This is a genomic window from Pseudomonas sp. D4-21 (genome assembly GCF_051132125.1).
Lineage (GTDB): Bacteria > Pseudomonadota > Gammaproteobacteria > Pseudomonadales > Pseudomonadaceae > Aquipseudomonas.
Window position 1 is genome coordinate 4,847,378 of record NZ_CP071664.1, and the last position, 24,619, is coordinate 4,871,996.

Consider the following 24,619-nt stretch of genomic DNA (forward strand, 5'->3'; position numbering starts at 1 on the left):
GGCGGCGGGAAACGGGACGGGGCGGTCGGGGCATGGCAGTGAAACATCTAACGGTCTGGGCCGACCATGCTAGTGGCCCGACCGTTAAATGACCACCACCTGATCAGCGGAACGGCGGCTCATCGAAACTGCGCAGTTTGCGCGAGTGCAACGAGTTGAGTTCGTTGCGCAGCAGGTCCAGCGCCGCGATGCCGATCTTCAAATGCTGGTTGACCGCCCGCTCATAAAACGCGTTGGCCGAGCCCGGCAGCTTGATCTCGCTGTGCAGCGGTTTGTCCGAAACGCAAAGCAACGTGCCATAAGGCACCCGCAGGCGATAACCCTGGGCAGCGATGGTGCCGCTTTCCATGTCCACCGCGACGGCGCGGGAGAGGTTGATCAACGGTCTCTCCTGGGCCCAGCGCAGCTCCCAGTTGCGATCGTCGTAAGTCAGCACGGTGCCGGTGCGCAGGCGCTTTTTCAGCTCGTCGCCTTTCTCGCCGGTGATGTTCGCCGCCGCCTGCTGAAGCGCCAGTTGCACTTCGGCCAGGGCCGGGATCGGGATGTTCGGCGGCACGACGCGGTCGAGGATGCCATCGCGGCGCATATAGGCGTGGGCCAGCACGTAGTCGCCGATAGTCTGGGATTGTCGCAGGCCGCCGCAGTGGCCGATCATCAGCCAGCAATGCGGACGCAGCACGGCCAGGTGGTCGGTGATGTTCTTGGCGTTGGACGGCCCGACGCCGATGTTCACCAGGGTTACGCCATGGCCATCGCTGGCCTGCAAGTGATAGGCCGGCATCTGGTAGCGGTGCCAGACCACACCCGCGGCGATGGCCGAGGCTTCGCCGTGGTCCATGTTCTTGTCGATGATCACGTTGCCCGGCAGCACCATGCGCACGAAGCGCGGGTCGCTGCGCAATTGCTCCAGGCCATGGACGATGAATTGGTCGACATAACGGTGGTAGTTGGTCAGCAGGATCCACGGCTGCACATGGCGCCAGTCACTGCCGGTGTAATGCACCAGCCGACGCAGGGAAAAATCCACCCGCGCGGCGTCGAACAGCGCCAGGGGCAGCGGGTCGGTGTTTTCCCAATCGTAGAGGCCGTCGGCGATGCCATCGGTGGCGGCCGACAGGTCGGTGCTGGGGAAAACCCGCGCCAGCACGGCGGCGGTCACACCGGAGCCGGCCAGCTCATCGCCCTGCTCCACCACGTACGGGTACGGAATGTTCTGCTCGCTGACGCCCACTTCGACGGTGACAGTGAAGTCGTGCATCAACGGAACGAGTTGTTCCAGCAGGTACTTACGGAACGCGGCCGGGTGGGTGACGGTGACGCTGTAGGTGCCGGGCAACTGGACCTTGGCGTAGGCGCGGGTGGTTTGCGGGACCTCGCCGTGGCAATGGTAGGTCAGGCGCAGGGCCGGATAGCGAAACAAGGCCCGTTGCTCGGCATTCGGCTCGATGCGGTCCTTGAGATACCGCTTGAGCGCCTGGTTCAGCGCAGTGGTCGCACGCTCGTGCAGGGCCGCCAGCCGATCCACGGCTTGCTCGGCGGTTTGAACGACAATAAACGCTTCGGTCACGATCAGCTTCCTGTGTTCTGACTTGCAGGCCTTCATCTTGCCTGCATCGTGGTCCGACGGGAACAGTGGCGTATGGGTATTGCGAGAGCGAGCCTGCTCGCGATAGCGGTGTGTCAGGCACTGGGAAGGTTGGTTGTGCCGACGCTATCGCGAGCAGGCTCGCTCCCACAGGGTCATGTGCCGAACTGAGCCCTTTTTAGAAACCCTGTGGGGTCGAGCGAGCGACGATGGCCTCCACATTCAAGCCTCGGGGCAATGCGCCGTAGACCCTGGCGCCGGCCCCAAGGCGACTGGCAATGAACCCATCGCTGACGTCGCTGTTGCCCGCTTCGAGCAGCAATCGCGCCTGCAGCCCAACAGCGATGTCTTCGGTCAATTGCCGGGCGCGGTATTGGATGTCGTCGGTGTCTTTGAATGCCGCGTGCAATTGGTCGATGTGGCGGGCCAGGCGTTTATCGCCATGGCCATCGCCCAGTTCGTTGAACAGCACTTCCAGTACGCCCGGTTCCTTGGACAGGGCCCGCAACACATCGAGGCATTGCACATTGCCGGAGCCTTCCCAAGTCGAATTGACCGGCGCCTCACGATACAGGCGAGGCAGGATGCTGTCTTCGACGTAGCCGGCGCCGCCCATGCACTCGGCGGCTTCGTTGATCATCGCGGGGGCGCGCTTGCAGATCCAGTATTTGCCCACCGCCGTCACCAGTCGGGCGAACTTGGCCTCGTGGTCGTCGTTCAAGTGGTCCAGCGCCCGCCCCATGCGCAGGCTCAGGGCCAGCGCGGCTTCGCTTTCCAGCGCCAGGTCGGCCAGCACGTTTTGCATCAATGGCTGTTCGCTCAATACTCTGCCGCCGACCTTGCGGTGCGCGCAGTGATGACTGGCCTGGGTCAGCGCCTGGCGCATCAGCGCGCTGGAGCCGACCATGCAATCGAAGCGAGTCATGGCAACCATCTCGATGATCGTCGGCACGCCTCGGCCCTCCTCCCCGACCATCCAGGCCAGCGCACCGCGAAACTCCACTTCGCTGGATGCATTGGAACAGTTGCCCAGCTTGTTTTTCAGTCGCTGGATATAGAACTGGTTGCGCGTGTCGTCCGGGCGATGGCGCGGCAGCAGGAAACAGGTGAGGCCCTTGTCGGTCTGGGCCAGGGTGAGGAAAGCGTCGCACATCGGCGCCGAACAGAACCATTTGTGCCCCACCAGTTCGTAGGCCTGGCCAGGCCCGCTGGCGCCTACCGGATACGCCTTGGTGGTGTTGGCCCGCACGTCGGTGCCGCCTTGTTTTTCGGTCATCGCCATGCCAATCGTGACCCCGGCCTTGTGGGCGATGCCGACGTTGCGCGGGTCGTACTCGGTGGCGAGCACCTTCGGCACCCAGCGCTCGGCCAAGTCCGGTTGTAGGCGCAGGGCCGGCACGCTGGCGAAAGTCATGGTCAACGGGCAACCGGTGCCGGCTTCGGCCTGGCTGTGCAGGTAGGTCATCGACGCACGGGCGACATGGGCGCCGGGTTGCGGATGAGCCCACGGCAGGCTGGGCAAGCCGTGCTCGACGGCGGTGCGCATCAACTCGTGATACGCGGGATGAAACTCCACCAGGTCGATGCGATGGCCATACCGGTCATGACTGGAAAACACCGGCGTGTTCTGGTTGGCCAGGAACCCCGCTTCCATCAACGGCCCGCCGGCCAACGCACCGTAGGCATCGATCCGCGCCTGCGCCCAACCGGCACCGAAACGCTGGGACCACTGTTGCAACGGCAGATCGATGCGGTACAGGTTGGCGCCGTCCAAGGACGGCGGCTGATTGGTGACGTCGTGGGTTTCGGCGAACTGATGCAAGTTCATGACGGGGCTCCTCGGTCGGCCAGCAGAGGATCAGTTAAGCACCGCCTCTAGGTCGATCAAAGTGGCATATCCGCCTAAATATCGGCGCTTTCACCCTGTTTCGGACAAAGCACCCGTCGCTGCAGAATCGCCTGGAGCACCTCGAACTTCACCGGTTTGCTCAGATAGTCGATCAACGCTCCAGACGGGCATCGCTCCTGTTCGAGGTTCGGACTGACTACCAGCACGGGCAGGTCCTCACAACCGGACAGCGCTCGTATCTGGCAGCAGAGCGACACCCCGTCCAATGGCGCCGAATGGCAATCGAGGAGCACCGCGTCAACACTCTCGCCCTGTAGCAGGTCCAGGGCCGCCCGACCGTTGTCGGCGGTGCGCACCCGATAGCCCAGCTTGAGCAACATGCCTCGCATGACCAATTGATCGACGGGGTTGTCGTCCGCCAGGAGTACCGTGCAGTCCTGGGGCTGGCGGGAATCCCGGCGCCCACCGAACGAAAAAGGCGTCGGGACCTCCACTGGCAAGGCGATTTCGAATTCCACGTCCAGCTGGAAACGGCTGCCGCGCCCCGGCTCGGAAATATGAGTCAGGCGCCCGTCGAGCAATTCGACCAGTTGGCGGCAGATCGCCAAGCCTACGCCGAGCCCCCCGTACTCGCGCGTCATCGAGCCATCGAGCTGGAAGAAACGCTGGTACAACGTCGCCTCGCCAAGATCGGTGAAACCGATGCCGGTGTCGATCACCGCGAATGACAGCACCAGGCGATCGAGCTCCGACGGTCGTCCACTGACCCGCAGGGCGATGCCACCCGAGCGGGTGAACTTGATAGCGTTATCCAGCAGGCATTCCAGGCACTGGGCCAATTTAGCGCTGTCTCCCACCAACCGATCCGCCAGGCTGGGGCTTATGTCGACCTTGAAGTCCAAACCCTTGGCCGCCGCGTTGGCACCGAACTGCACCTGCAGGGCATCAATCACACCACGCAGGCTGAACGGCGTCGGGTAGACCTTGAGCTTGCCGGCCTGCAACTCGGTAAGGGTGAGGATGCCGTTGACCATGCGCATCATGTCCCGCGCCGAACCGGCGGCGGTCTGTTGATACTGGGTCAGCTCCTCGTCCATCTCGACGGTTTCCATCAGCTCCAGGGAGCCGATCACACCGTTCATCGGGGTGCGCAATTCATGGGTGAGGGTGGCGAGGAATTCATCCTTGAGTTTGTTGCCGTGGGCCAATTGCTGGTTGAGCACTTCCAGTTTCTGTCCGGCGTCGAACAGCGTCTGGGCCTGCTGCTCGCGCATGGCGTTGATGCGGTCCGCCAGGGCCAGGGACAACAATGCCACCTCGATGGCAGAACCGATCTGGCTGGCATACATGGTCAGGAAGATGTTCGGCAGGTAACCGAGCACCATCATCGTGTTGACGATCCCCCCCAGCAGGAACGCCGACCAGGCGATAATGAAATAACGAGCCACCCGCAGGCCACGCCACCAGGCGAACAGCCCGGCGGCGAAAATCACCACGGTAAATACCAGGGCCAACGCCGTCGCCAGGCGCAGGGCCAAGGCGTAGCTGGTCATCAGCGACAGCCCTACCACCACGGCACTGTAGGCGATCAGCGCCAGCAGCAGTCGATCGAGCCAGCGACTGTGTTGTGAGGTCTGCAGGAAGCTGCGGGCGAATTGACTGCCGAACAGCCCCGCGCAGCCGATGAAGAACGGCGTTGCGGCATTGGCCCACCAGGGATTGTCCGGCCAGAAATATTCCACCGCCGCGCCATTGACCGACAACTGATACAGACCGAACGAGGCGATATAGAAGATGTAGTACAAATAACTGGTGTCGCGCACGCTCAGGTAAATGAACAGGTTGTAGACCAGCATCCCCAGCAGCACGCCATAGATGATCCCCAACACATACAGGCGCACCGGCTGCTGCTCCAGGTACGCCGTGCTCGACCACAGCGTCAACGGCGCCTGGATCGAACCCTGGCTTTGCAGACGCAAGTACACGACCTGGCGTTGATCCGGCTGGAAGTCCAGGCTGAACAGGTAATTGTTCTGGCGGACCTCGCGACTGGCAAAAGGCAGAGCATCGCCCGTCTGGCGGACCAGGCGATAGGCTCCGCTGCCGTCGGCCAAGTACAGGTCCAGATGATCCAGCGGCGGATACGCCAGCTCCAGCAACCAGGTCCGCTGGGCATCGGGATTGGCAGGACGATAGTGCAGGTCCACTTTCAACCAGAACGCCGAACGTGAGTAACCGGCGTTCAGCGTGGCTTTGTCATGGGGCTTGAAACGACCGGCCGCGGCCTGGGCCAGAATCTCATCGATGGAGGCCGTGCCACTGGGGTCTTCCAACACTTGCAAAGCGTGGCCCAAAGGCAGGCTTTGGGTTGATTCATCGAATTCGAGCGCACTTGCCAAGGGGGACAAGCACAGCAGCAACATCAGCAAATAGCGCATTTAAGCCCCAGCGTGGCCTGTCCGGTTGAGTCAGGAAGCCCCCCATTCCCTGAGTAGACGTAAAACCGGCATTACCTGTTATTGGTTGGATCCATCTCTAGCATAGCCGTTGATGGCCAATTTGCACCACGGAAATTTTTCCGACAAAAGGCTCTAGCACGGGCGTCTCAGCGCCAACCATTGAGATAGAGCTGTTGCTTTGGTCAGGTTGCCAATTGGTGAAGCACAAAAGTGGTCGCCAACAAAACCCTCTGAGCCCAATCACCGATAAAAGAGGTTTGGTGATAAGCTCGCGCACCATGAATATCTACAGCTCTCGCCCCGTTGTCCTCTGTCTCTCCGGCCACGACCCCAGTGGTGGCGCCGGCTTGCAGGCAGATATCGAAGCCCTGCTTGCCCAGGGATGTCATGCCGCCCCGGCCGTTACTGCGTTGACCGTGCAAGACACGGTCAACGTCAGCGATTTCCGCGTGCTGGATCGCGAGTGGGTGCTGGCGCAAGCCAATGCCGTGCTCAACGACTCCCCCGTCGCGGCGGTCAAGCTGGGCATGCTCGGCTCGCTGGAAATGGTCGACACCGTGGTCGAGCTGCTCCAGGCACACCCGCAGTTGCCGATGGTCTGCGACCCGGTGCTGCGCGCCGGCGGTGGCGGACGGCTGGGCAAGGATGAAGTCGGCTACGCCATGCGCGAGCGCCTGCTGCCCCTGGCCACCATCGCCACGCCCAACCTGCCTGAAGCACGCATCCTCGCCGAACTGCCCGAAGGCAGCGCCGATGAATGCGCCGAAAAACTGCTGCCCTTCGTCAAGCACCTGCTGATCACCGGCGGCCATGGCGACGAGCATGAAGTCCACAATCGCCTGTACAGCCGCGACGGACACCGCGAAACGTTCACCTGCCAGCGCTTGCCCGGCAGTTATCACGGCTCCGGCTGCACCCTCGCCAGCGCCATCGCCGGCCGACTGGCCCAGGGCGAACAACTCTCCAGCGCGGTCAAGACAGCCGTGGACTACACGTGGCGCACGCTGCGCGATGCCGAACAACTGGGAAAAGGCCAGTTCGTACCGCGTCGCCTACCGCTGGATTTCTGCTCGTAGCACAGGAGCCGTGGAATGAAATTACGTGGCCTTTATGCCGTGACCGACAGCCAACTGCTGGCCGGCAAGTTCCTAGCCTATGTGCAAGCCGCGCTGGAAGGCGGCGTGACCTTGCTGCAGTACCGCGACAAAAGCAGCGACGAGGCCCGCCGCCTTCGTGAGGCCGAGGCCCTGCGCAACCTGTGCGAGCGCTACAAGACCCAACTGATCATCAATGATGACGCCGAATTGGCCGCGCGCCTGGGCGTCGGCGTGCACCTGGGCCAGACCGATGGCCCGTTGGCGCCGGTGCGGGCGTTGCTGGGCCACAAGGCAATCGTCGGCTCAACCTGCCACGCCAGCCTGGAGTTGGCCGAACAGGCCGTCAACGAAGGCGCCAGCTACGTCGCGTTCGGGCGCTTCTTCAACTCCAGCACCAAGCCTGGGGCACCCAGCGCAAACCTTGAACTGCTCGAACAGGCCCGCATCAAACTGCATATACCGGTTTGCGCCATCGGCGGCATCACCCTGGAAAACGCCGCCCCGCTGGTGGCCCATGGGGTCGACCTGCTTGCGGTGGTCCACGGCCTGTTCGGCGCCGACAGCACCGCTGAGGTGACGCGCCGCGCCCGCGCCTTCAACGACCTGCTGCACATCAAATAGTCATTTCCGTTTTCGAGAGCCCTACCATGTCCCGTTCCGAAACCCTGTTTGCCAACGCCCAGAAACATATCCCCGGCGGCGTGAACTCGCCTGTTCGCGCGTTCAAGAGCGTCGGCGGCACACCGCTGTTCTTCAAGCACGCCGAAGGCGCGTATGTCACCGATGAAGACGACAAGCGCTACGTTGACTACGTCGGCTCGTGGGGGCCGATGATCCTCGGCCATAGCCATCCGGACGTGCTGGATGCGGTGCGCCAGCAGCTGGAGCACGGGCTGTCCTATGGCGCGCCGACGGCGATGGAAACCGAGATGGCGGACCTGGTCTGCTCCATCGTGCCGTCGATGGAAATGGTGCGCATGGTCAGCTCCGGCACCGAAGCGACCATGAGCGCGATCCGCCTGGCCCGTGGCTACACCGGCCGCGACAGCATCATCAAATTCGAAGGCTGCTACCACGGCCACTCCGACAGCCTGCTGGTCAAGGCCGGTTCCGGCGCCCTGACCCAAGGCGTTCCGAGCTCGGCGGGCGTGCCAGCGGCATTTGCCAAGCACACCCTGACCCTGCCGTTCAACGACCTTGAAGAAGTCGAGAAGATGCTCGGCGAAGTCGGTCAGGAGGTGGCATGCATCATCGTCGAGCCGGTGGCCGGCAACATGAACTGCGTGCCGCCGGCGCCAGGCTTTCTCGAAGGTCTGCGCAGCCTGTGCGACCAGCATGGCGTGGTGCTGATTTTCGATGAAGTGATGACCGGCTTCCGTGTCGCCCTTGGTGGCGCCCAGGCCCACTATGGCGTGACGCCGGATTTGAGCACCTTCGGCAAGATCATCGGTGGCGGCATGCCCGTAGGCTGCTTCGGCGGCAAACGCGCCATCATGGAATGCATCGCGCCGCTGGGCCCGGTCTATCAGGCCGGCACGCTGTCGGGCAACCCGTTGGCGATGGCTGCTGGCCTGACCACCCTGCGCCTGATCAGCCGCCCGGGCTTCCACGCCGAACTGACCGAATTCACCACGCGCCTGCTCGATGGCCTGCAGGTGCGCGCCGACGCGGCCGGCATTCCGTTTGTGACCACCCAGGCCGGCGGCATGTTCGGCCTGTATTTCAGCGGCGCCGATGACATCGTGACCTTCGACGACGTGATGGCCAGCGACGCCGACCGCTTCAAGCGCTTCTTCCACCTGATGCTCGAAGGCGGCGTCTACCTGGCGCCAAGCGCCTTCGAAGCCGGCTTCACCTCCATCGCCCATGGCGAGGCGGAACTGAAAATTACCCTCGACGCGGCTGAACGAGCCTTCGCGGCACTGAAATAAGCCTGTGGATAACTGACGCTGGCTGACACCAGCGTCAGTTATTGCCCATAACCCACCGTGCCTTTTCCTACATATCTGCCCAACAAACCGTCGTTGCGGTTCCTTTGCAGCAGAAAAACGAGTAAAGACTTTGTAAGGATGGCCCCGCTTATTTCATAATGCGCGCTTATTGGATCCCCCGAAGGGTCCACGCGCCCCTCAGAGGTAAGTCGATTCCCATGAACCGCACCGGCCGCACCCTTGCCTTGGGCTGCCTGTTGCTCCTTCAGCCCCTGCTCGCTCATGCACAGGCAGGCGGTAACTCGTTGTTGATCCCGGCGATGGGCCGTTGCACCCTCAACACCCAGCCACAAGATCTCGCACCGGCACTTGACGCCTGTCGAAAAGCGGCCGACGAGGGCGATGCCCAAGCGCAATATGAATTGGGCGAGTTCTACTACGACGGCAAGGCCGCGCCCCGCGACCTCAAGCTGGCCCTCAACTATTTCGAAAAAGCCTCGCTACAAGGCCACGCCCAGGCGCAGTTCAAGCTTGGCGGCATGTTCTTCCATGGCGAAGGCGTACCGGCCAACAATGTCCAGGCGTATATCGTCTTGAAGATGGCGGCGGTCAACGGCGCCGAAGAGGCATTGGACACCGCCGACGAAGTCGCCGAGCAGATGCCCCGCGACGAGCTGGAAGTGGCCACCCAGGTGCTGGGGCAGATTTTTCGCAAATACCTGATGGAATTGCAGAACGCCGACGGACGCACGCCGTTCTCGCCACTGCCCTGATTAATGTTCTGGCCTTGAAGGCCTCATCGCGAGCAAGCTCGCTCCCACAGTTGGCTCTCTGGCGACACAGGATTTGCGCTCACCTGCGATTTACTGTGGGAGCGAGCCTGCTCGCGATTGGGAGCAACCCGGTCTTGAACCCTACTTCTCAGGCATCGGCATCGGAAACGGCATCACATTGCCGACCGCGCCGCGGGCTTCGCTGATTTTCGGAGTGCCAAGGCGCTCGACCTCATCGATGCGCACGATCGAATGCATCGGCACGAAGCTGCGCACCACACCTTCGAATTGTGCCTTGAGCTTTTCTTCGCTTGGGTCGACGACCACTTGTGTGCGCTCGCCAAAGACGAACTCTTCCACTTCCAGAAAGCCCCACAGATCACTCTGATAGATCTGCTTGGCGTACATCTCGAACACCTGGCCCTGGTTGAGGAAAATCACCTTGTAGATTGGAGCTTCACGTTTGGTCATGGCTGGCGAAACACATCGGCGGGTAAAAATGAGGGCGCGAACTATAGCATAGCCACTGCTCGCGCAGCGGTAGGAACCGGGGGACTTGTTGCCTATAATGCGCGGTTCTTTGAATCACGTGATGATCCGTCCATGGCCAAGAAGCTTTACATCGAAACCCACGGTTGCCAGATGAACGAGTACGACAGCTCGCGCATGGTCGATCTGCTGGGTGAACACCAGGCCCTGGAAGTCACCGCCCGCGCCGAAGACGCAGACGTGATCCTGCTCAACACCTGCTCGATCCGCGAACGCGCCCAGGACCGGGTGTATTCCCAACTGGGCCGCTGGCGTGAACTGAAGCTGGCCAACCCGGAAATGGTCATCGCGGTCGGCGGCTGCGTCGCCAGCCAGGAAGGCGCGGCCATTCGTGACCGCGCGCCGTACGTGGACGTGGTCTTCGGCCCCCAGACCCTGCACCGCCTGCCGGAAATGATCGACGCGGCGCGCGTGACCAAATTGCCCCAAGTCGACGTTTCGTTCCCCGAAATCGAAAAGTTCGACCACCTGCCCGAGCCGCGCATCGACGGCCCCAGCGCTTATGTGTCGGTGATGGAAGGGTGCAGCAAATACTGCACGTTCTGCGTGGTCCCCTATACCCGCGGCGAAGAGGTCAGCCGGCCGTTCGACGACGTGATCGCCGAGATCATCCACCTGGCGGAAAACGGCGTGCGTGAAGTGACCTTGCTGGGGCAGAACGTCAACGGCTATCGCGGCCTGACCCACGACGGTCGCCTGGCGGACCTCGCCGAGTTGATCCGCGTCGTGGCGGCGGTGGACGGTATCGACCGGATCCGCTACACCACGTCCCATCCGTTGGAGTTTTCCGACAGCCTGATCCAGGCCCACGCCGAAGTTCCCGAGCTGGTCAAGCACCTGCACCTGCCGGTGCAATCGGGTTCGGACAGAATCCTCGCAGCGATGAAGCGCAACCACACGGCGCTGGAGTACAAATCCAAACTGCGCAAGTTGCGCGCCGCAGTGCCAGGGATCTGCATCAGCTCGGACTTTATCGTCGGATTCCCTGGCGAAACCGAGAAGGATTTCCAGCAGACCATGAAGCTGATCGAAGACGTGGGCTTCGACTTCTCCTATTCCTTTGTCTACAGCCAGCGCCCCGGCACGCCGGCGGCCGACCTGGCGGATGAGACGCCCGAGGAAGTGAAGAAGGAGCGGCTCAATGCTTTGCAGCACCGCTTGAACCAACAGGGCTTTGAAATCAGCCGACAGATGGTCGGTTCGATCCAGCGGATCCTGGTCACCGACTACTCGAAAAAAGACCCGGGCGAATTGCAGGGGCGTACGGAAAACAACCGTATCGTCAACTTCCGCTGCGACACGCCAGCCCTGATCGGCCAGTTCGCCGACGTACACATCGACGCCGCGCAACCGCACTCGCTGCGGGGTTCGCTGGTGCAGTAACTGTACAGATCCCTGTGGGAGCGAGCCTGCTCGCGAAAGCGGTCTATCGGCCAACACATGCGCTGAATACAAGACCGTTTTCGCGAGCAGGCTCGCTCCCACAATGGGCTGTGTAGGTCCTGTTGTCAGATTGCGCCGCTTAAGACCTTTCGCACCCAGCCTACTGGCGTTATCCTTGATTTCACCTTAATTGCCCCTGGGCGGCTAAAAACGACCTTGAACGCACCCATCGAACCTCATCGTTTCATTCTCGAGCCCTTTGAGGCTCGCCGCTTCGCCAATCTGTGCGGGCAATTCGACGAGCATCTTCGCTTGATCGAACAGCGCCTGGCCATCGAGATCCGCAATCGCGGGAACCAGTTCGAACTGATCGGCGATCCCAAGCACACCACCTCCGCGGAAAACCTGCTGCGCCGTCTCTACCGAGAAACCAAGGCGAGCGAGCTGTCTCCGGACATGGTCCACCTGTTCCTGCAAGAGTCGGCGGTCGAAGAACTCGACAATCACGCCCCGTCGGAACCTGCCGTGGCCCTGCGCACGAAAAAAGGCATGATTCGCCCTCGCGGCTTGAATCAGCAGCGCTACGTGAAGGAAATCCTGGCCAACGACATCAATTTCGGCATCGGCCCGGCCGGTACCGGCAAGACCTACCTGGCCGTTGCCTGTGCGGTCGACGCGTTGGAGCGCGAACAGGTGCGCCGCATCCTGCTGGTGCGTCCCGCCGTCGAAGCAGGGGAAAAACTCGGTTTCCTGCCCGGCGACCTGACCCAGAAGATCGACCCGTATCTGCGCCCGCTCTATGACGCGTTGTACGAAATGCTCGGCTTCGAATACGTCGCCAAGCTGATCGAGCGACAGGTCATCGAGGTCGCGCCGCTGGCCTACATGCGTGGTCGGACCCTGAACAACAGCTTCATCATCCTCGACGAAAGCCAGAACACCACCGTCGAACAGATGAAGATGTTCCTGACCCGGATCGGTTTCGGCTCCACCGCCGTCATCACCGGGGACATCACCCAGGTCGACCTGCCCCGAGGCACCAAGTCCGGGCTGAACCACGTGATCCAGGTGCTCAAGGACGTCCCGGGCATCAGCTTCACGCACTTCATGCCCAAGGACGTCGTACGCCATCCGTTGGTGCAGCGCATCGTCGAAGCCTACGAGCGTTTCGAGAACCGCGCCGATGAAGATTCGGCCGAAAGCAAAGGCAATCGCCACAATGCTTGAACTCGACCTGCAAGAGGCCAGTGAACACCCCGCCCCCAGCGAAGCCCAGTTCCGCCAATGGTGCGAACTGGCGCTGCGCCAGCGCAGCGCCGACTCGGAACTGACGATCCGCCTGGTGGACGAAGCCGAAGGCCGCGAGCTGAACCACACCTGGCGGCAGAAAGACTACGCCACCAACGTGCTGTCGTTTCCCGCCGACGTGCCCGACGAAATGCTCGACATCCCGTTGCTGGGGGACCTGGTGATCTGCGTCCCGGTCGTCGAGCGCGAGGCCGCCGAACAAGGCAAGTCACCCGAAGCCCACTGGGCCCACCTGGTGATCCATGGCTGCTTGCATTTGCTTGGTTACGACCATATGGAAGAGGACGAAGCCGAGGAAATGGAAGCGCTGGAACGAACGTTGCTTGCCGAGCTGGGTCATCCCGACCCGTATGCCGGCGACGAACACTGAAACATCAACCTGTAACGACAAAGGATTCAGAGTAATCGCTATGAGCGAAGATCGATCGACCAACGGGCAGAAGTCATGGCTGGGCAAGCTCACCCAGGCTTTTGCCCATGAGCCGAAAAACCGCCAGGAGCTGTTGGAGCTGCTGCGCGATGCACACCAGAACAAATTGCTGGACAGCGAAGCGCTGGCCATCGTCGAAGGCGCCATCCAGGTGGCTGACCTGCAGGTTCGCGACATCATGGTCCCGCGCTCGCAGATGATCAGCATCAAGGCGACCCAGACTCCCCGCGAATTCCTGCCCGCCGTGGTCGACTCCGCTCACTCGCGCTACCCGGTCGTCGGCGAGAGCCATGACGACGTCATGGGCGTGCTGCTGGCCAAGGACCTGCTGCCGCTGATCCTCCAGGAGAACGGCGACAGTTTCAATATCAAGGACCTGCTGCGCCCGGCCACGTTCGTGCCCGAGTCCAAGCGCCTGAACGTACTGCTGCGTGAATTCCGCGCCAACCACAACCACATGGCCATCGTCATCGACGAATACGGCGGCGTGGCCGGGCTGGTCACCATCGAAGACGTGCTCGAACAGATTGTCGGCGACATTGAGGATGAGCACGACGTCGAGGAAGACAGCTACATCAAGCCCTTGCCCAGCGGCGACTTCCTGATCAAGGCCCTGACGCCGATCGAGAACTTCAACGAGTTCTTCGACAGCGAATTCTCCGACGATGAGTTCGACACCGTCGGCGGCCTGGTGATGAGTGCCTTCGGCCACCTGCCCAAGCGCAACGAAACCACCGAGATCGGCTCCTGGCGCTTCCGCATCCTGAATGCCGACAGCCGCCGGATTCATCTGCTGCGCCTGTCACCCATTGCCCGTTAAACCCTGCAAGAGCCGCTAAGGAAACACATGCGCTGGATAAACCGCCCCGGCTGGCCCGGTACCCTGCTGGCCGTGGCGGCCGGTGCGATCACCACCCTGGCCCTGGCGCCGTTCGATATCTGGCCGCTGGCATTGCTGGCGGTCGGGCTGTTCTATGCTGGCCTGCGCGAGCTCTCGCCGCGCCAGGCCCTGGGGCGCGGCTGGTGTTTCGGTTTCGGCCTGTTTGGCGCCGGCACCAGTTGGATCTACGTCAGCATCCATAACTTCGGTGGCGCCTCGGTGCTGCTGGCCGGGCTTTTGATGCTGCTGTTCATTGCCGCGATCGCTTGGTTCTTCGCCCTGCCCGCCTGGCTCTGGGCGCGCTGGCTGCGGCGCAACGAGGCACCGTTGGCCGATGCCCTGGCCTTCGCCGCGCTCTGGCTCGGCCAGGAAGCCTTTCGGGGCTGGTTCCTGACCGGATTCCCCTGGCTTTACTCCGGCTACAGTCAACTGGACGGCCCACTGGCCGGCCTTGCACCGCTGGGTGGCATGTGGCTGATCTCCTTCACCCTGGCCCTGACCGCCGCGCTGTTGTACAACGCGCCCCGATTGCTGCGTTCCGGGCGCAAAGGCTTCGTCGTCGCGGGTGTGGCCTTGCTGATCGGCCCCTGGGCGGCCGGCTTTGCGCTCAAGGGGCATGCCTGGACCAGCCCCTCGGGCGAGCCGCTGAGTGTCGCGGCCATCCAGGGCAACATCGAACAAAGCATGAAGTGGGACCCCGAGCAGCTCAACGCGCAATTGGCGCTGTACCGTGACATGAGCTTCACGTCCAAGCGCGTCGACCTGCTGGTCTGGCCGGAAACGGCCGTGCCGGTACTCAAGGAGTCCGCCCAGGGCTACCTGGACATGATGGGCAGTTTCGCCGCCGAGCGGCATTCGGCACTGATCACCGGCGTACCGATCCGCCAGGAAGTACGTCATGAGAAGCGCTATTTCAACGGCATCACCGTGACCGGCGAAGGCGACGGCACTTACCTGAAGCAGAAACTGGTGCCCTTCGGCGAGTACGTGCCATTGCAGGATGTCCTGCGCGGCCTGATCGCGTTTTTCGACCTGCCAATGTCGGATTTCGCCCGCGGCCCGGCTGATCAGCCATTGCTGCAGGCCAAGGGTTACCAGATCGCGCCATTCATTTGCTACGAAGTGGTCTACCCGGAATTCGCTGCCAACCTTTCAGCGCGAAGCGATCTGTTGCTGACGATCAGCAACGACACTTGGTTCGGTACGTCGATCGGCCCGTTGCAACACTTGCAAATGGCCCAGATGCGCGCGCTGGAGGCCGGGCGCTGGATGATTCGCGCCACCAACAACGGCGTGACCGGCCTGATCAACCCCTTCGGCCAGATCACCGCCCAGATCCCGCAGTTCCAACGCGGCATCCTCTACGGTGAAGTGGTGCCGATGCACGACCTGACGCCGTACCTTCAATGGCGCTCGTGGCCGTTGATCATTTTGTGTGTATTGCTTTTGGGTTGGGCGCTGGTGGCGAGCCGGATGGCCAAGACGGTTTAACTCGCGCCCCCCATCCCTGTGTCGAGGGAGCTTGCTCCCGCTGGACCGGTCCGACGCTTCGGGCGCAGCAGGCCCCGCTTTTTGGGGCCGCTGCGCGCCCCAGCGGGAGCTTGCTCCCGCGCCACAATAGCGTTCACTTCAATGATTCAGCGATAAAACAACCAATACCCCACCAACCCCACCGCCTCGTTCATCAACTGCCCCGATTGCCACACCGATTTGAATTCCGGCATCCAGCCACCCAACGGCCGGGCGTTATCCTGACCCAGGAAACCGACAGGCGCAGGCACCACTTCAAATCCAGAACGTTCAAAACTCCAGACCGCCCGTGGCATGTGCCAGGCCTGGGTCACCACCACCACGCGCTTCGCCCCTTCGGGCAGCAGGATCTGCGCGCTCATCTGGGCGTTCTCCCACGTGGTGCGGCTGTGGCCCTCCTGCCAGCGCACGTCGACGCCGAAATCCTCACGCATCGAGTCAGCCATCAGCTTGGCCTCGCTGGGCGGGGTGCCGTAATGCAAGCCGCCGGTTGTCAACACGGGCAAGCCCGAAGCCTTGGCCAGCCGCGCCGCGTAACGCTGGCGCTCCAGGCCCACCCCGGTGGGCTGGTCGGTGCCCCAGGCCAGGTCACCGCGCTCGCGCCCCGAGCCCAGCACCACAATGGCGTCGGCGCGCTGGGCCAGGGTCGCCCATTCACTGCGCAGCAGCGGCGGTTCGCGCTCCAATGCCTTCGCGCTCCACTGCACCACTATCGGCAGGCTCATCAGCCAGAAACCACCCAGCCCCAGGATAAAACACACGCGGGCCAGGCGCGGCCGGGAATCACGCCACCACCAGGCAAGCGCCAGCAAAAGCAAAAGAATGCCAGGCGGCAATAGAAGTTGTTTGATGAAATAGCGAAACGGCATCGGGCATCTCCATAGATGCCCGAAGCCTAGGTGGGTTGACGCAAAGCGACAACAGATTCCAAGAACCTCGAATCAAAAAAAGCGACACGCGTGAATCCGGCCTTTACTTGAACTGCAGGGACCGGACCTTTACAGCATCCTTGTCGGGCGTCCGATCCTTGAGCCAGACAACCTTGGCCGATCGGGGCGCTTCGAGACGCTTGTTTGCCTGGGCCCCATTTGCTGAGGCCTGGTGCCCGGCCTGTTCAAGGTAAGCCTTGACCAGCTCGAACTCTGCGGGGCTCAGGCCTCGCAGTTCCAGCTCTGCCGGGCGTTCATCACGCAAGCGACCGGCGGTTCTTGCGGCGTCCAAGGCCATCCCCAGGCGATCGATCAGTTTTTCATACAACTCAGGTGTAGCGACTTTTCGTTGTGATTCAACCATCCCTCACCTCATTGAAGATAAGACTCACTCCCCATTCAGAAGCTTAGCTTCGCTGGGCAAACCGGCTGGACGCCGCGACCAACGGCCCAGAACCCCGGTCGTCGCCAATGGTCGGCAAAAGGCTCGGCAATGGTTGAGCAGCAATCAGGGTTTCCCTCGGCGGAGCGCGGTCATGTATGCTACGGCGCTTCCTGTAACTCCACTTCCAGCTTGGCTGGGCATCGAAAACGCCGCATTCGGCGTCATCTGCGTCCAGCATGGCAATGAAGAGGATTGGGCCACCCCATTCAGTACAAAAGTAGCCATGCACGAACACTACCAGCCCCGTGAAATCGAAGCCGCCGCCCAGTCGTTCTGGGACGAGCAAAAGTCCTTTGAAGTCAGTGAACAGCCAGGCAAGGAGACGTACTACTGCCTGTCGATGTTCCCTTACCCCAGCGGCAAGCTACACATGGGGCACGTGCGCAACTACACCATCGGCGACGTGATCTCCCGCTACCAGCGCATGCAAGGCAAGAATGTCCTGCAACCCATGGGTTGGGACGCCTTCGGCATGCCGGCGGAAAACGCCGCGATGAAGAACAACGTCGCCCCCGCCAAGTGGACGTACGAAAACATCGCGTACATGAAGACCCAGCTGCGCAGCCTGGGCCTGGCGGTGGACTGGTCCCGCGAGGTGACCACCTGCAAGCCCGACTACTATCGCTGGGAACAATGGCTGTTCACCCGCCTGTTCGAGAAAGGCGTGATCTACCGCAAGAACGGCACCGTGAACTGGGACCCGGTGGACCAGACCGTACTGGCCAACGAGCAAGTGATCGACGGTCGCGGCTGGCGCTCCGGCGCGCTGATCGAAAAGCGCGAGATCCCGATGTACTACTTCAAGATCACCGCCTACGCGGATGAACTCCTGGAGAGCCTCGACGAGCTGACCGGCTGGCCCGAGCAGGTCAAGACCATGCAGCGCAACTGGATTGGCAAGTCCCGGGGCATGGAAGTGCAGTTCCCCTACGACGTCGCCTCCATTGGCGAAGCCGGCACCCTGAAGGTCTTCACCACCCGTCCGGACACCTTGATGGGCGCCACTTACGTGGCCGTGGCCGCCGAGCATCCGCTGGCGACTCTGGCAGCGCGGAACAACCCCGAGCTGCAGGCGTTCATCGCCGAATGCAAAGGCGGCAGCGTCGCCGAAGCCGACGTCGCCACCCAAGAGAAGAAAGGCCTGCCGACTTCGTTGTTCGTCGAGCACCCGCTCACCGGCGAGAAACTGCCGGTGTGGGTCGCCAACTACGTGCTGATGCACTACGGCGACGGCGCGGTCATGGCGGTGCCCGCCCACGACGAGCGTGATTTCGAGTTCGCCCACAAATACAACCTGCCGGTCAAGCCGGTCGTGCGCACCAGCGCCGGCGACCAGACACCAGCGCCTTGGCAGGACGCCTACGGCGAACACGGCGAGCTGATCAATTCCGGTGAGTTCGACGGCCTGGATTTCGCTGGCGCCTTCGATGCCATCGAAGTGGCCCTGATCAAGAAGAACCTCGGCGCCTCGCGCACTCAGTTCCGCCTGCGCGACTGGGGCATCAGCCGCCAGCGCTACTGGGGTTGCCCGATCCCGATCGTGCATTGCGACACCTGCGGTGACGTACCGGTGCCGGAAGATCAGCTGCCGGTGGTCCTGCCGGAAGACGTCGTACCCGACGGCGCCGGTTCGCCCCTGGCGCGCATGCCCGAATTCTACGAGTGCAGCTGCCCGAAATGCGGCGCACCGGCCAAGCGTGAAACCGACACCATGGACACCTTCGTCGAGTCCTCGTGGTACTACGCCCGCTACGCCTCGCCGCACTTTGAAGGCGGCCTGGTGGAAAAATCCGCGGCTGACCACTGGTTGCCGGTGGATCAATACATCGGCGGCATCGAACACGCCATTCTTCACCTGCTCTACGCGCGCTTCTTCCACAAGCTGATGCGTGACGAAGGCCTGGTGAGCTCAAACGAGCCGTTCAAGAACCTGCTGACCCAGGGCATGGTGATCGCCGAGACGTACTATCGTCGCGAAGCCAACGGTGCCTACACGTGGTTCAACCCGAGCGACGTCGAACTCGAACGCGACAGCAAGGCCAAGGTCATCAGCGCCAAGCTGATCGCCGACGGCCTGCCGGTGGAAATCGGCGGCACCGAGAAAATGGCCAAGTCGAAGAACAACGGCGTCGACCCTCAGTCGATGATCGACCAGTTCGGCGCGGACACCTGCCGCCTGTTCATGATGTTCGCCTCGCCACCGGACATGAGCGCCGAATGGTCCGACTCCGGCGTCGAGGGCTCGCACCGCTTCCTCAAGCGCGTCTGGCGCCTGGCCCAGGCCCACGTCACCCAGGGCCTACCGGGCAAACTGGACGTCGCCAGCCTGAACGATGACCAGAAAGCCGTCCGTCGTTCGATCCACCTGGCGATCAAGCAGGCCAGCCACGACGTCGGCCAGAACCACAAATTCAACACCGCCATCGCCCAGGTGATGACGCTGATGAACGTACTGGAAAAAGCCGCCCAAGGCACCGAGCAGGATCGCGCACTGATTCACGAAGGCCTGGAAGCAGTGACGCTGCTGCTGGCGCCGATCACCCCGCACATCAGCCACGAGTTGTGGAATCGCCTGGGTCACGCTGACCCGGTGATCGACGCCCGCTGGCCGCTGGTGGACGAAAGTGCGCTGGTGCAGGACAGCCTGACCCTGGTCATCCAGGTCAACGGCAAGCTGCGGGGCCAGATCGAAATGCCGGCCGCCGCCACGCGCGAAGAAGTCGAAGCCGCCGCGCGGGCCAACGAAAACGTGCTGCGCTTCGTTGATGGCCTGACAATCCGCAAAGTGATCGTCGTGCCCGGAAAACTGGTCAACATCGTCGCAAGCTAATTGGATCGGGCGTCCGGGCCAGGGGCCCGGCGCCGAATTTGACCTGCGGGGCCGCACGCTCGGCCCATGGGTTTCAAGGGGAGCAACAAGATGATCAAACGTAATCTGCTGGTTATGGGCCTAGCGGTCCTGTTGAGCGCCTGCGGCTTCCAGCTGCGCGGCACCGGCACCACCGAACTGGCCATCACCGAACTGGACCTCAGCGCGCGCGACGCCTATGGCGATACCGTAAAAGCGTTGCGCGACACGCTGGAAGACAGCGGCGTGAAAGTCTACAGCGGTGCGCCGTACAAGCTGGTATTGACCCGCGAACAGCAAAGCCAGCGCAGCCTGAGCTATGCCGGCGCCGGTCGCTCGGCCGAATACGAGCTCAACAACGTGCTGAACTATGAAATCCGCGGGCAAAACAACCTGGTGCTGCTGGACGACAAGCTGCAAGTACAGAAGGTCTACCTGCATGACGGCAACAACATCACCGGCTCCGACCAGGAGTCCAGCGAAGTACGCGAAGAAATGCGTCGCGACCTGGTACAACGGATGATGCTGCGCCTGCAACAACTGAGCCCGGCCCAGTTGGAGCAACTGCAACAGACCGCCGACGCCAAGGCCAAGGCCGAAGCCGAAGCGCTGGAAGCAGCACGCAAGGCGGAAGCGGAAACCCCGCAACAATCGCCTATGCAAATTCCTGCTCCATAAGCCTTGCGGGGCGCCTCGGCGCCCCGCTCGCCTTCTCTCCTGAACAGCGTTTATGAAACTGGCCCCCGCCCAACTCGGCAAACACCTGCAAGGCGCCCTCGCGCCGGTCTACATCATCAGCGGCGATGACCCGCTGCTGTGCCAGGAAGCCGCCGACGCCATCCGCTCCGCCGCTCGCCAACAAGGCTTCGACGAACGCCAGGTGTTCGCGGCCGACGCCAGTTTCGACTGGGGCACGCTGCTGCTGGCAGGGGCGAGCATGTCGCTGTTTGCCGAAAAACGCCTGCTGGAACTGCGCTTGCCCTCGGGCAAACCCGGTGACAAAGGCGCCGCCGCGCTGATCGAATATTGCTCGCGACCGGCCGAAGACACGGTGCTGCTCATCAGCCTGCCGAAACTCGACGGCAGCGCGCAGAAAACCAAATGGGGCAAGGCGCTGGTCGAAGGTCCACAGACCCAGTTCGTGCAGATCTGGCCGGTGGATGCCAGCCAGCTGCCGAGCTGGATCCGCCAGCGCCTGTCCCAGGCCGGTCTATCGGCCAGCCAGGACGCGGTTGAACTGATTGCCGCCCGGGTCGAAGGCAACCTGTTGGCCGCCGCCCAGGAAGTCGAAAAGCTCAAGCTGATGGCCGAGGGCGGCCAGATCACCGTGGAAACGGTGCAGGCCGCCGTGGCTGACAGCGCCCGCTTCGATGTCTTCGGGCTGACCGACGCAATCCTCAACGGCGAAGCCGCTCATGCCTTGCGCATGCTCGAAGGCCTGCGAGGCGAAGGCGTCGAACCTCCGGTGATCCTCTGGGCCCTGGCCCGGGAGCTGCGGCTGCTGGCCAACCTGTCGCTGCAATACAGCCAGGGGGTGCCCCTGGACAAGGCCTTCAGTCAGGCTCGCCCGCCAGTGTGGGACAAGCGCAAACCGCTGATGAGCAAGGCGCTGCAACGCTATTCCGCGTCACGCTGGGCCCAATTGCTGCTCGAGGCCCAGCGCATCGACGCGCAGATCAAGGGCCAGGCCGCCGGCTCGCCGTGGATGAGCCTCAGTCGGTTGTCGTTGTTGATGGCCGGACAACGACTCCCTTTACCCGCGGAATAAACCCCTTTTCCAAGCAACAGACTTTTTGTGTCAAGCATGATTTTGTGGCGAGGGAGCCACAATCCCCTCGCCATCTTGAAATTTCCTACGCAATGCAGGGACTGGACAAAACCCCAGTCCTGTCCCATGATTTCCCCCCGCACAACCACTCCACGAGAGATCCAATCATGAGCAAAAAGCCATCAAGGCATGGCCCCAACAAAGCCAAGTCCATCGTCGCCCAACCCCTGTTCCGCATCCGCCAGGAACGACCCGCCAAGGGCAAAGGCAGCTACCGCCGCGAAGCCTTCCAGTCTGACAACTGGGAGGCTTCTTGCTTTCTGGCGGCATGAAACACCTGGACAAGCCCTACAGCCCTTTCGCATGTTAAGGTCAGCACCTGATTTGATTTTCTGGACCCCTGAATGCCCTTCTGTCTTCCCCGTGGTTGGCCTTTGCGCCAATTGATTGCCGCCACAAGCGTTGTCCTGCTGGTGGCCTGTGCAGAGAAACCCACCGCCGCCGACGCCCAACCGCTCCAGACCGCTCCCGTCGTGACAGCGCCGGCTATCGTGCCGCCTGTCGTGCCTACCGGGGACGACCTGGCCATCATGCCCACCCAGACCTTTGCCGAATGGCAAGACGGGTTCCGCAAGCAGGCATTGGCCGCCGGGATTCGAGCCGACCTGTTCGACCGCGCCTTCATCGGCGTCAGTCCGGACATGAGCGTGATCAAGGCCGATCGCAGCCAACCTGAATTCACCCGGCCGGTGTGGGAATACCTCGACGGAGCGTTGTCGCCTCTGCGGGTACGCAAGGGCCAGGCGTTGGTCCAGCAGCACGCCGATATCCTGCAAAGCATCGAGCAACGCTATGGCGTCGATCGCGCCGCGTTGGTGGCGGTGTGGGGCATGGAGAGCAATTTCGGCCAGTTCCAGGGCACCAAGTCGGTCATCAACTCCTTGGCGACCCTGGCCTATGAAGGACGACGCCCAGGTTTTGCCCACGCACAACTGATCGCCGCGCTGCAGATCCTGCAACAGGGCGATATCACCCCAGAAAAAATGCTCGGCTCCTGGGCCGGCGCCATGGGCCAGACCCAGTTCATTCCAACCACCTACAACACCCATGCGGTGGACTTCGACGGCGACGGCCGCCGGGACATCTGGGGCAGCTCTACCGACGCCCTGGCCTCGACCGCGCATTACTTGCAAAGCTCCGGATGGCAGCGCGGCCAGCCGTGGGGGTTCGAGGTGCGGCTGAAGGAAGGCTTCGACTATCCGCTGGCCGACGGCTTGATCCGCAAGCCCGTCGCCGAGTGGCTGCAACTGGGTGTAAGCCTGCCCAACGGCGCCCAGCCGCCGGCCGGCTCCGAACATTTGTCGGCAGCCCTGCTGTTGCCCGCGGGCTATCGCGGCCCGGCGTTCCTGGTGCTCGATAACTTCCGTGCAATTCTCAAATACAACAACTCGTCGTCCTATGCATTGGCGGTCAGCCTGCTGTCGGAGCGTTTCAGCGGCGCAGGGCTGATTGACGGCTCATGGCCAAAGGACGACTTGCCCCTGAGCCGCAGCGAACGCATCGAATTGCAGACCCTGCTGGGCAAACATAATTACGACGCTGGCAATCCCGACGGCATCATCGGCGCCAATACCCGCAAGGCGATCCGCAGCGCCCAGCAGTCGCTTGGCTGGCCGGCGGATGGGTATGCGACGCACAAATTGCTGGAGGCGTTGCGTAACCGTTAAAAGCCGCTTATGGCGGAGTATCGCCATCGCGAGCAGGCTCGCTCCCACAAGGTCCTCGGAAAGCCTGTGGGAGCGATCCTGCTCGCGATGACTGATTTGCAAACGCTGAATAACTAGCGGCTGACCACCACATCCTGCCCCAACACCAGCCTCTTCTCCCCCGCATCCAGCGTCACCAACGCCCCCATGGGCAACGTCAGGTTCGGATCACAGTGCCCGCTGCGCCAACCCGACAACACCGGGATGCGCAACGGCGCGAAGGTCTGCTTGAACAAGCGATTCAACGCCTCGATGTCCACCCCCGCCACGTCTCCCAACAGCACTCCTCGCAATTTGGCCAGGGTTCCCGCCAATCGCAGCTGGGTGAGCAGGCGATCGATGCGGTAAAGCGGCTCGTTGACGTCCTCCACCAGCAGGATCACCCCTTCTGCGTCGATTTCGTAGGGCGTGCCCATGGTCGCGGCAATCATCGACAGATTGCCCCCCAGCAAGCGGCCGTGGGCGATGCCCGGTTCGACTGTGGTCAACGGATACGCTGCCGGATGGCTCAACACGTCACCGGCCTTCAATTGCCCGCGTAGCAGGCTGAAGAATGAGGTAATGGTCGATGGCTCCTTGTCGCCCAGCAGGTCGGCATTGAGCAAGGGGCCGTGGAAGGTGACGAAGCCTGCGTAGCGGCTGATGGCCAGGTGCAGGGCTGTGATGTCGCTGTAGCCTACGAATGGCTTGGGGTTGCCTTTCAAGAGGTTGAAGTCGATGCGATCGAGTAGACGCGGGGTGCCGTAGCCGCCGCGCAGGCAGATGATGGCTTTGACTTCTGGATCGGCGAAGGCGGCGTGGAGGTCGTTGAGGCGTGTTTCGTCGCTGCCGGCGAGGTAGCCGTTCGTTTCGTAGACGCCTGGGAAGATGCGCAGTTCGTGGCCCCTTGCGCGCATCCATTGGATTGCTTTCTCCGTATCCAGGGGGGCGGGGCCGGCGGGGGCGATCACGCCGATCAGGCCTTCGGGTGGGAGGGCTGGGACGGGGTGATGCAGGACTAGGGTGTGGGCCATGGGTTTTCCGATTTTTAGATCGTGTGAATATCCGTTTCTGCGGTAACGGCGGCTTATGGTTCCGCTCTTACGGCGG

General features: G+C 62.4%; 21 protein-coding genes. 14 read left to right on the plus strand and 7 right to left on the minus strand.

Annotation, left to right across the window (positions count from 1 at the left end; all coding sequences use genetic code 11):
- Window positions 1–103: 103 nt before the first annotated feature.
- From amn to J3Q04_RS21860, 3 genes are all read right to left on the minus strand, one after another.
- On the minus strand, window positions 104–1,603 hold the full coding sequence (amn, locus tag J3Q04_RS21850; protein ID WP_434609422.1) for an AMP nucleosidase: 1,500 nt from the start codon (window positions 1,601–1,603) through the stop codon (window positions 104–106).
- 160 nt (window positions 1,604–1,763) lie between these two features.
- Entirely contained in the window at window positions 1,764–3,413 is a 1,650-nt protein-coding gene (locus J3Q04_RS21855) for an acyl-CoA dehydrogenase family protein (RefSeq protein ID WP_434609420.1), read from the minus strand.
- Window positions 3,414–3,487: 74 nt separating this feature from the next.
- Complete coding sequence (locus J3Q04_RS21860) at window positions 3,488–5,872, minus strand: 7TM diverse intracellular signaling domain-containing protein (protein WP_434562156.1); 2,385 nt, start codon at window positions 5,870–5,872, stop codon at window positions 3,488–3,490.
- A 299-nt stretch (window positions 5,873–6,171) separates the two neighbouring features.
- On the opposite strand from J3Q04_RS21860, the gene J3Q04_RS21865 reads away from it, so the two are divergent.
- From J3Q04_RS21865 to J3Q04_RS21880, 4 genes are all read left to right on the plus strand, one after another.
- Window positions 6,172–6,969: a hydroxymethylpyrimidine/phosphomethylpyrimidine kinase gene (locus tag J3Q04_RS21865; RefSeq protein WP_434609417.1), complete on the plus strand. Its 798-nt coding sequence runs from the start codon at window positions 6,172–6,174 to the stop codon at window positions 6,967–6,969.
- A 15-nt stretch (window positions 6,970–6,984) separates the two neighbouring features.
- The gene (gene thiE / locus J3Q04_RS21870) at window positions 6,985–7,611 is read left to right on the plus strand and encodes a thiamine phosphate synthase (protein WP_434609415.1); all 627 of its coding nucleotides are present in this window, start codon (window positions 6,985–6,987) and stop codon (window positions 7,609–7,611) included.
- Window positions 7,612–7,637: 26 nt separating this feature from the next.
- Window positions 7,638–8,921 carry a glutamate-1-semialdehyde 2,1-aminomutase gene (gene hemL / locus J3Q04_RS21875; RefSeq protein ID WP_434609412.1) on the plus strand — a complete coding sequence of 428 codons (1,284 nt, stop codon included), beginning with the start codon at window positions 7,638–7,640 and terminating at the stop codon, window positions 8,919–8,921.
- A gap of 218 nt (window positions 8,922–9,139) precedes the next feature.
- Complete coding sequence (locus tag J3Q04_RS21880) at window positions 9,140–9,694, plus strand: tetratricopeptide repeat protein (RefSeq protein WP_420767317.1); 555 nt, start codon at window positions 9,140–9,142, stop codon at window positions 9,692–9,694.
- Between the two features lie 141 nt (window positions 9,695–9,835).
- On the opposite strand, the gene J3Q04_RS21885 is transcribed toward J3Q04_RS21880, so the two are convergent.
- Window positions 9,836–10,165, minus strand: a complete 330-nt coding sequence (locus tag J3Q04_RS21885; RefSeq protein WP_003185742.1) for a DUF1820 family protein — start codon at window positions 10,163–10,165, stop codon at window positions 9,836–9,838.
- Window positions 10,166–10,297: 132 nt separating this feature from the next.
- On the opposite strand from J3Q04_RS21885, the gene miaB reads away from it, so the two are divergent.
- From miaB to lnt, 5 genes are all read left to right on the plus strand, one after another.
- Window positions 10,298–11,626, plus strand: coding sequence for a tRNA (N6-isopentenyl adenosine(37)-C2)-methylthiotransferase MiaB (gene miaB, locus J3Q04_RS21890; protein WP_420767318.1), 1,329 nt, complete (start codon window positions 10,298–10,300; stop codon window positions 11,624–11,626).
- A gap of 216 nt (window positions 11,627–11,842) precedes the next feature.
- Window positions 11,843–12,853, plus strand: coding sequence for a PhoH family protein (locus tag J3Q04_RS21895; RefSeq protein WP_434609410.1), 1,011 nt, complete (start codon window positions 11,843–11,845; stop codon window positions 12,851–12,853).
- Window positions 12,846–13,304, plus strand: coding sequence for an rRNA maturation RNase YbeY (gene ybeY, locus J3Q04_RS21900; RefSeq protein ID WP_434562148.1), 459 nt, complete (start codon window positions 12,846–12,848; stop codon window positions 13,302–13,304). The genes J3Q04_RS21895 and ybeY overlap by 8 nt, the downstream gene beginning before the upstream one ends.
- A gap of 40 nt (window positions 13,305–13,344) precedes the next feature.
- Window positions 13,345–14,184, plus strand: a complete 840-nt coding sequence (locus tag J3Q04_RS21905; RefSeq protein WP_420767321.1) for an HlyC/CorC family transporter — start codon at window positions 13,345–13,347, stop codon at window positions 14,182–14,184.
- A gap of 27 nt (window positions 14,185–14,211) precedes the next feature.
- Complete coding sequence (lnt, locus tag J3Q04_RS21910; protein WP_434609407.1) at window positions 14,212–15,735, plus strand: apolipoprotein N-acyltransferase; 1,524 nt, start codon at window positions 14,212–14,214, stop codon at window positions 15,733–15,735.
- A 146-nt stretch (window positions 15,736–15,881) separates the two neighbouring features.
- On the opposite strand, the gene J3Q04_RS21915 is transcribed toward lnt, so the two are convergent.
- Entirely contained in the window at window positions 15,882–16,643 is a 762-nt protein-coding gene (locus J3Q04_RS21915) for a YdcF family protein (RefSeq protein ID WP_420767323.1), read from the minus strand.
- 103 nt (window positions 16,644–16,746) lie between these two features.
- The gene (locus J3Q04_RS21920) at window positions 16,747–17,067 is read right to left on the minus strand and encodes a hypothetical protein (protein WP_420767324.1); all 321 of its coding nucleotides are present in this window, start codon (window positions 17,065–17,067) and stop codon (window positions 16,747–16,749) included.
- Between the two features lie 304 nt (window positions 17,068–17,371).
- Between J3Q04_RS21920 and leuS the strand changes: the two genes are divergently transcribed.
- The 5 genes from leuS (at window position 17,372) to J3Q04_RS21945 (ending at window position 23,491) form a co-directional block, all read left to right on the plus strand.
- Window positions 17,372–19,978, plus strand: a complete 2,607-nt coding sequence (gene leuS, locus J3Q04_RS21925; RefSeq protein WP_434609403.1) for a leucine--tRNA ligase — start codon at window positions 17,372–17,374, stop codon at window positions 19,976–19,978.
- A 90-nt stretch (window positions 19,979–20,068) separates the two neighbouring features.
- Window positions 20,069–20,674, plus strand: a complete 606-nt coding sequence (gene lptE, locus J3Q04_RS21930) for an LPS assembly lipoprotein LptE (RefSeq protein WP_420767326.1) — start codon at window positions 20,069–20,071, stop codon at window positions 20,672–20,674.
- Window positions 20,675–20,726: 52 nt separating this feature from the next.
- Window positions 20,727–21,764, plus strand: coding sequence for a DNA polymerase III subunit delta (holA, locus tag J3Q04_RS21935; protein WP_434609400.1), 1,038 nt, complete (start codon window positions 20,727–20,729; stop codon window positions 21,762–21,764).
- A 167-nt stretch (window positions 21,765–21,931) separates the two neighbouring features.
- The gene (gene arfA, locus J3Q04_RS21940) at window positions 21,932–22,096 is read left to right on the plus strand and encodes an alternative ribosome rescue factor ArfA (RefSeq protein ID WP_434609397.1); all 165 of its coding nucleotides are present in this window, start codon (window positions 21,932–21,934) and stop codon (window positions 22,094–22,096) included.
- A gap of 72 nt (window positions 22,097–22,168) precedes the next feature.
- Entirely contained in the window at window positions 22,169–23,491 is a 1,323-nt protein-coding gene (locus J3Q04_RS21945) for a lytic murein transglycosylase (RefSeq protein ID WP_434609395.1), read from the plus strand.
- A gap of 113 nt (window positions 23,492–23,604) precedes the next feature.
- Here the strand turns inward: J3Q04_RS21945 and J3Q04_RS21950 are convergent, their stop codons facing one another.
- Window positions 23,605–24,543: a S66 peptidase family protein gene (locus J3Q04_RS21950; RefSeq protein ID WP_434609393.1), complete on the minus strand. Its 939-nt coding sequence runs from the start codon at window positions 24,541–24,543 to the stop codon at window positions 23,605–23,607.
- Window positions 24,544–24,619 lie beyond the last annotated feature (76 nt).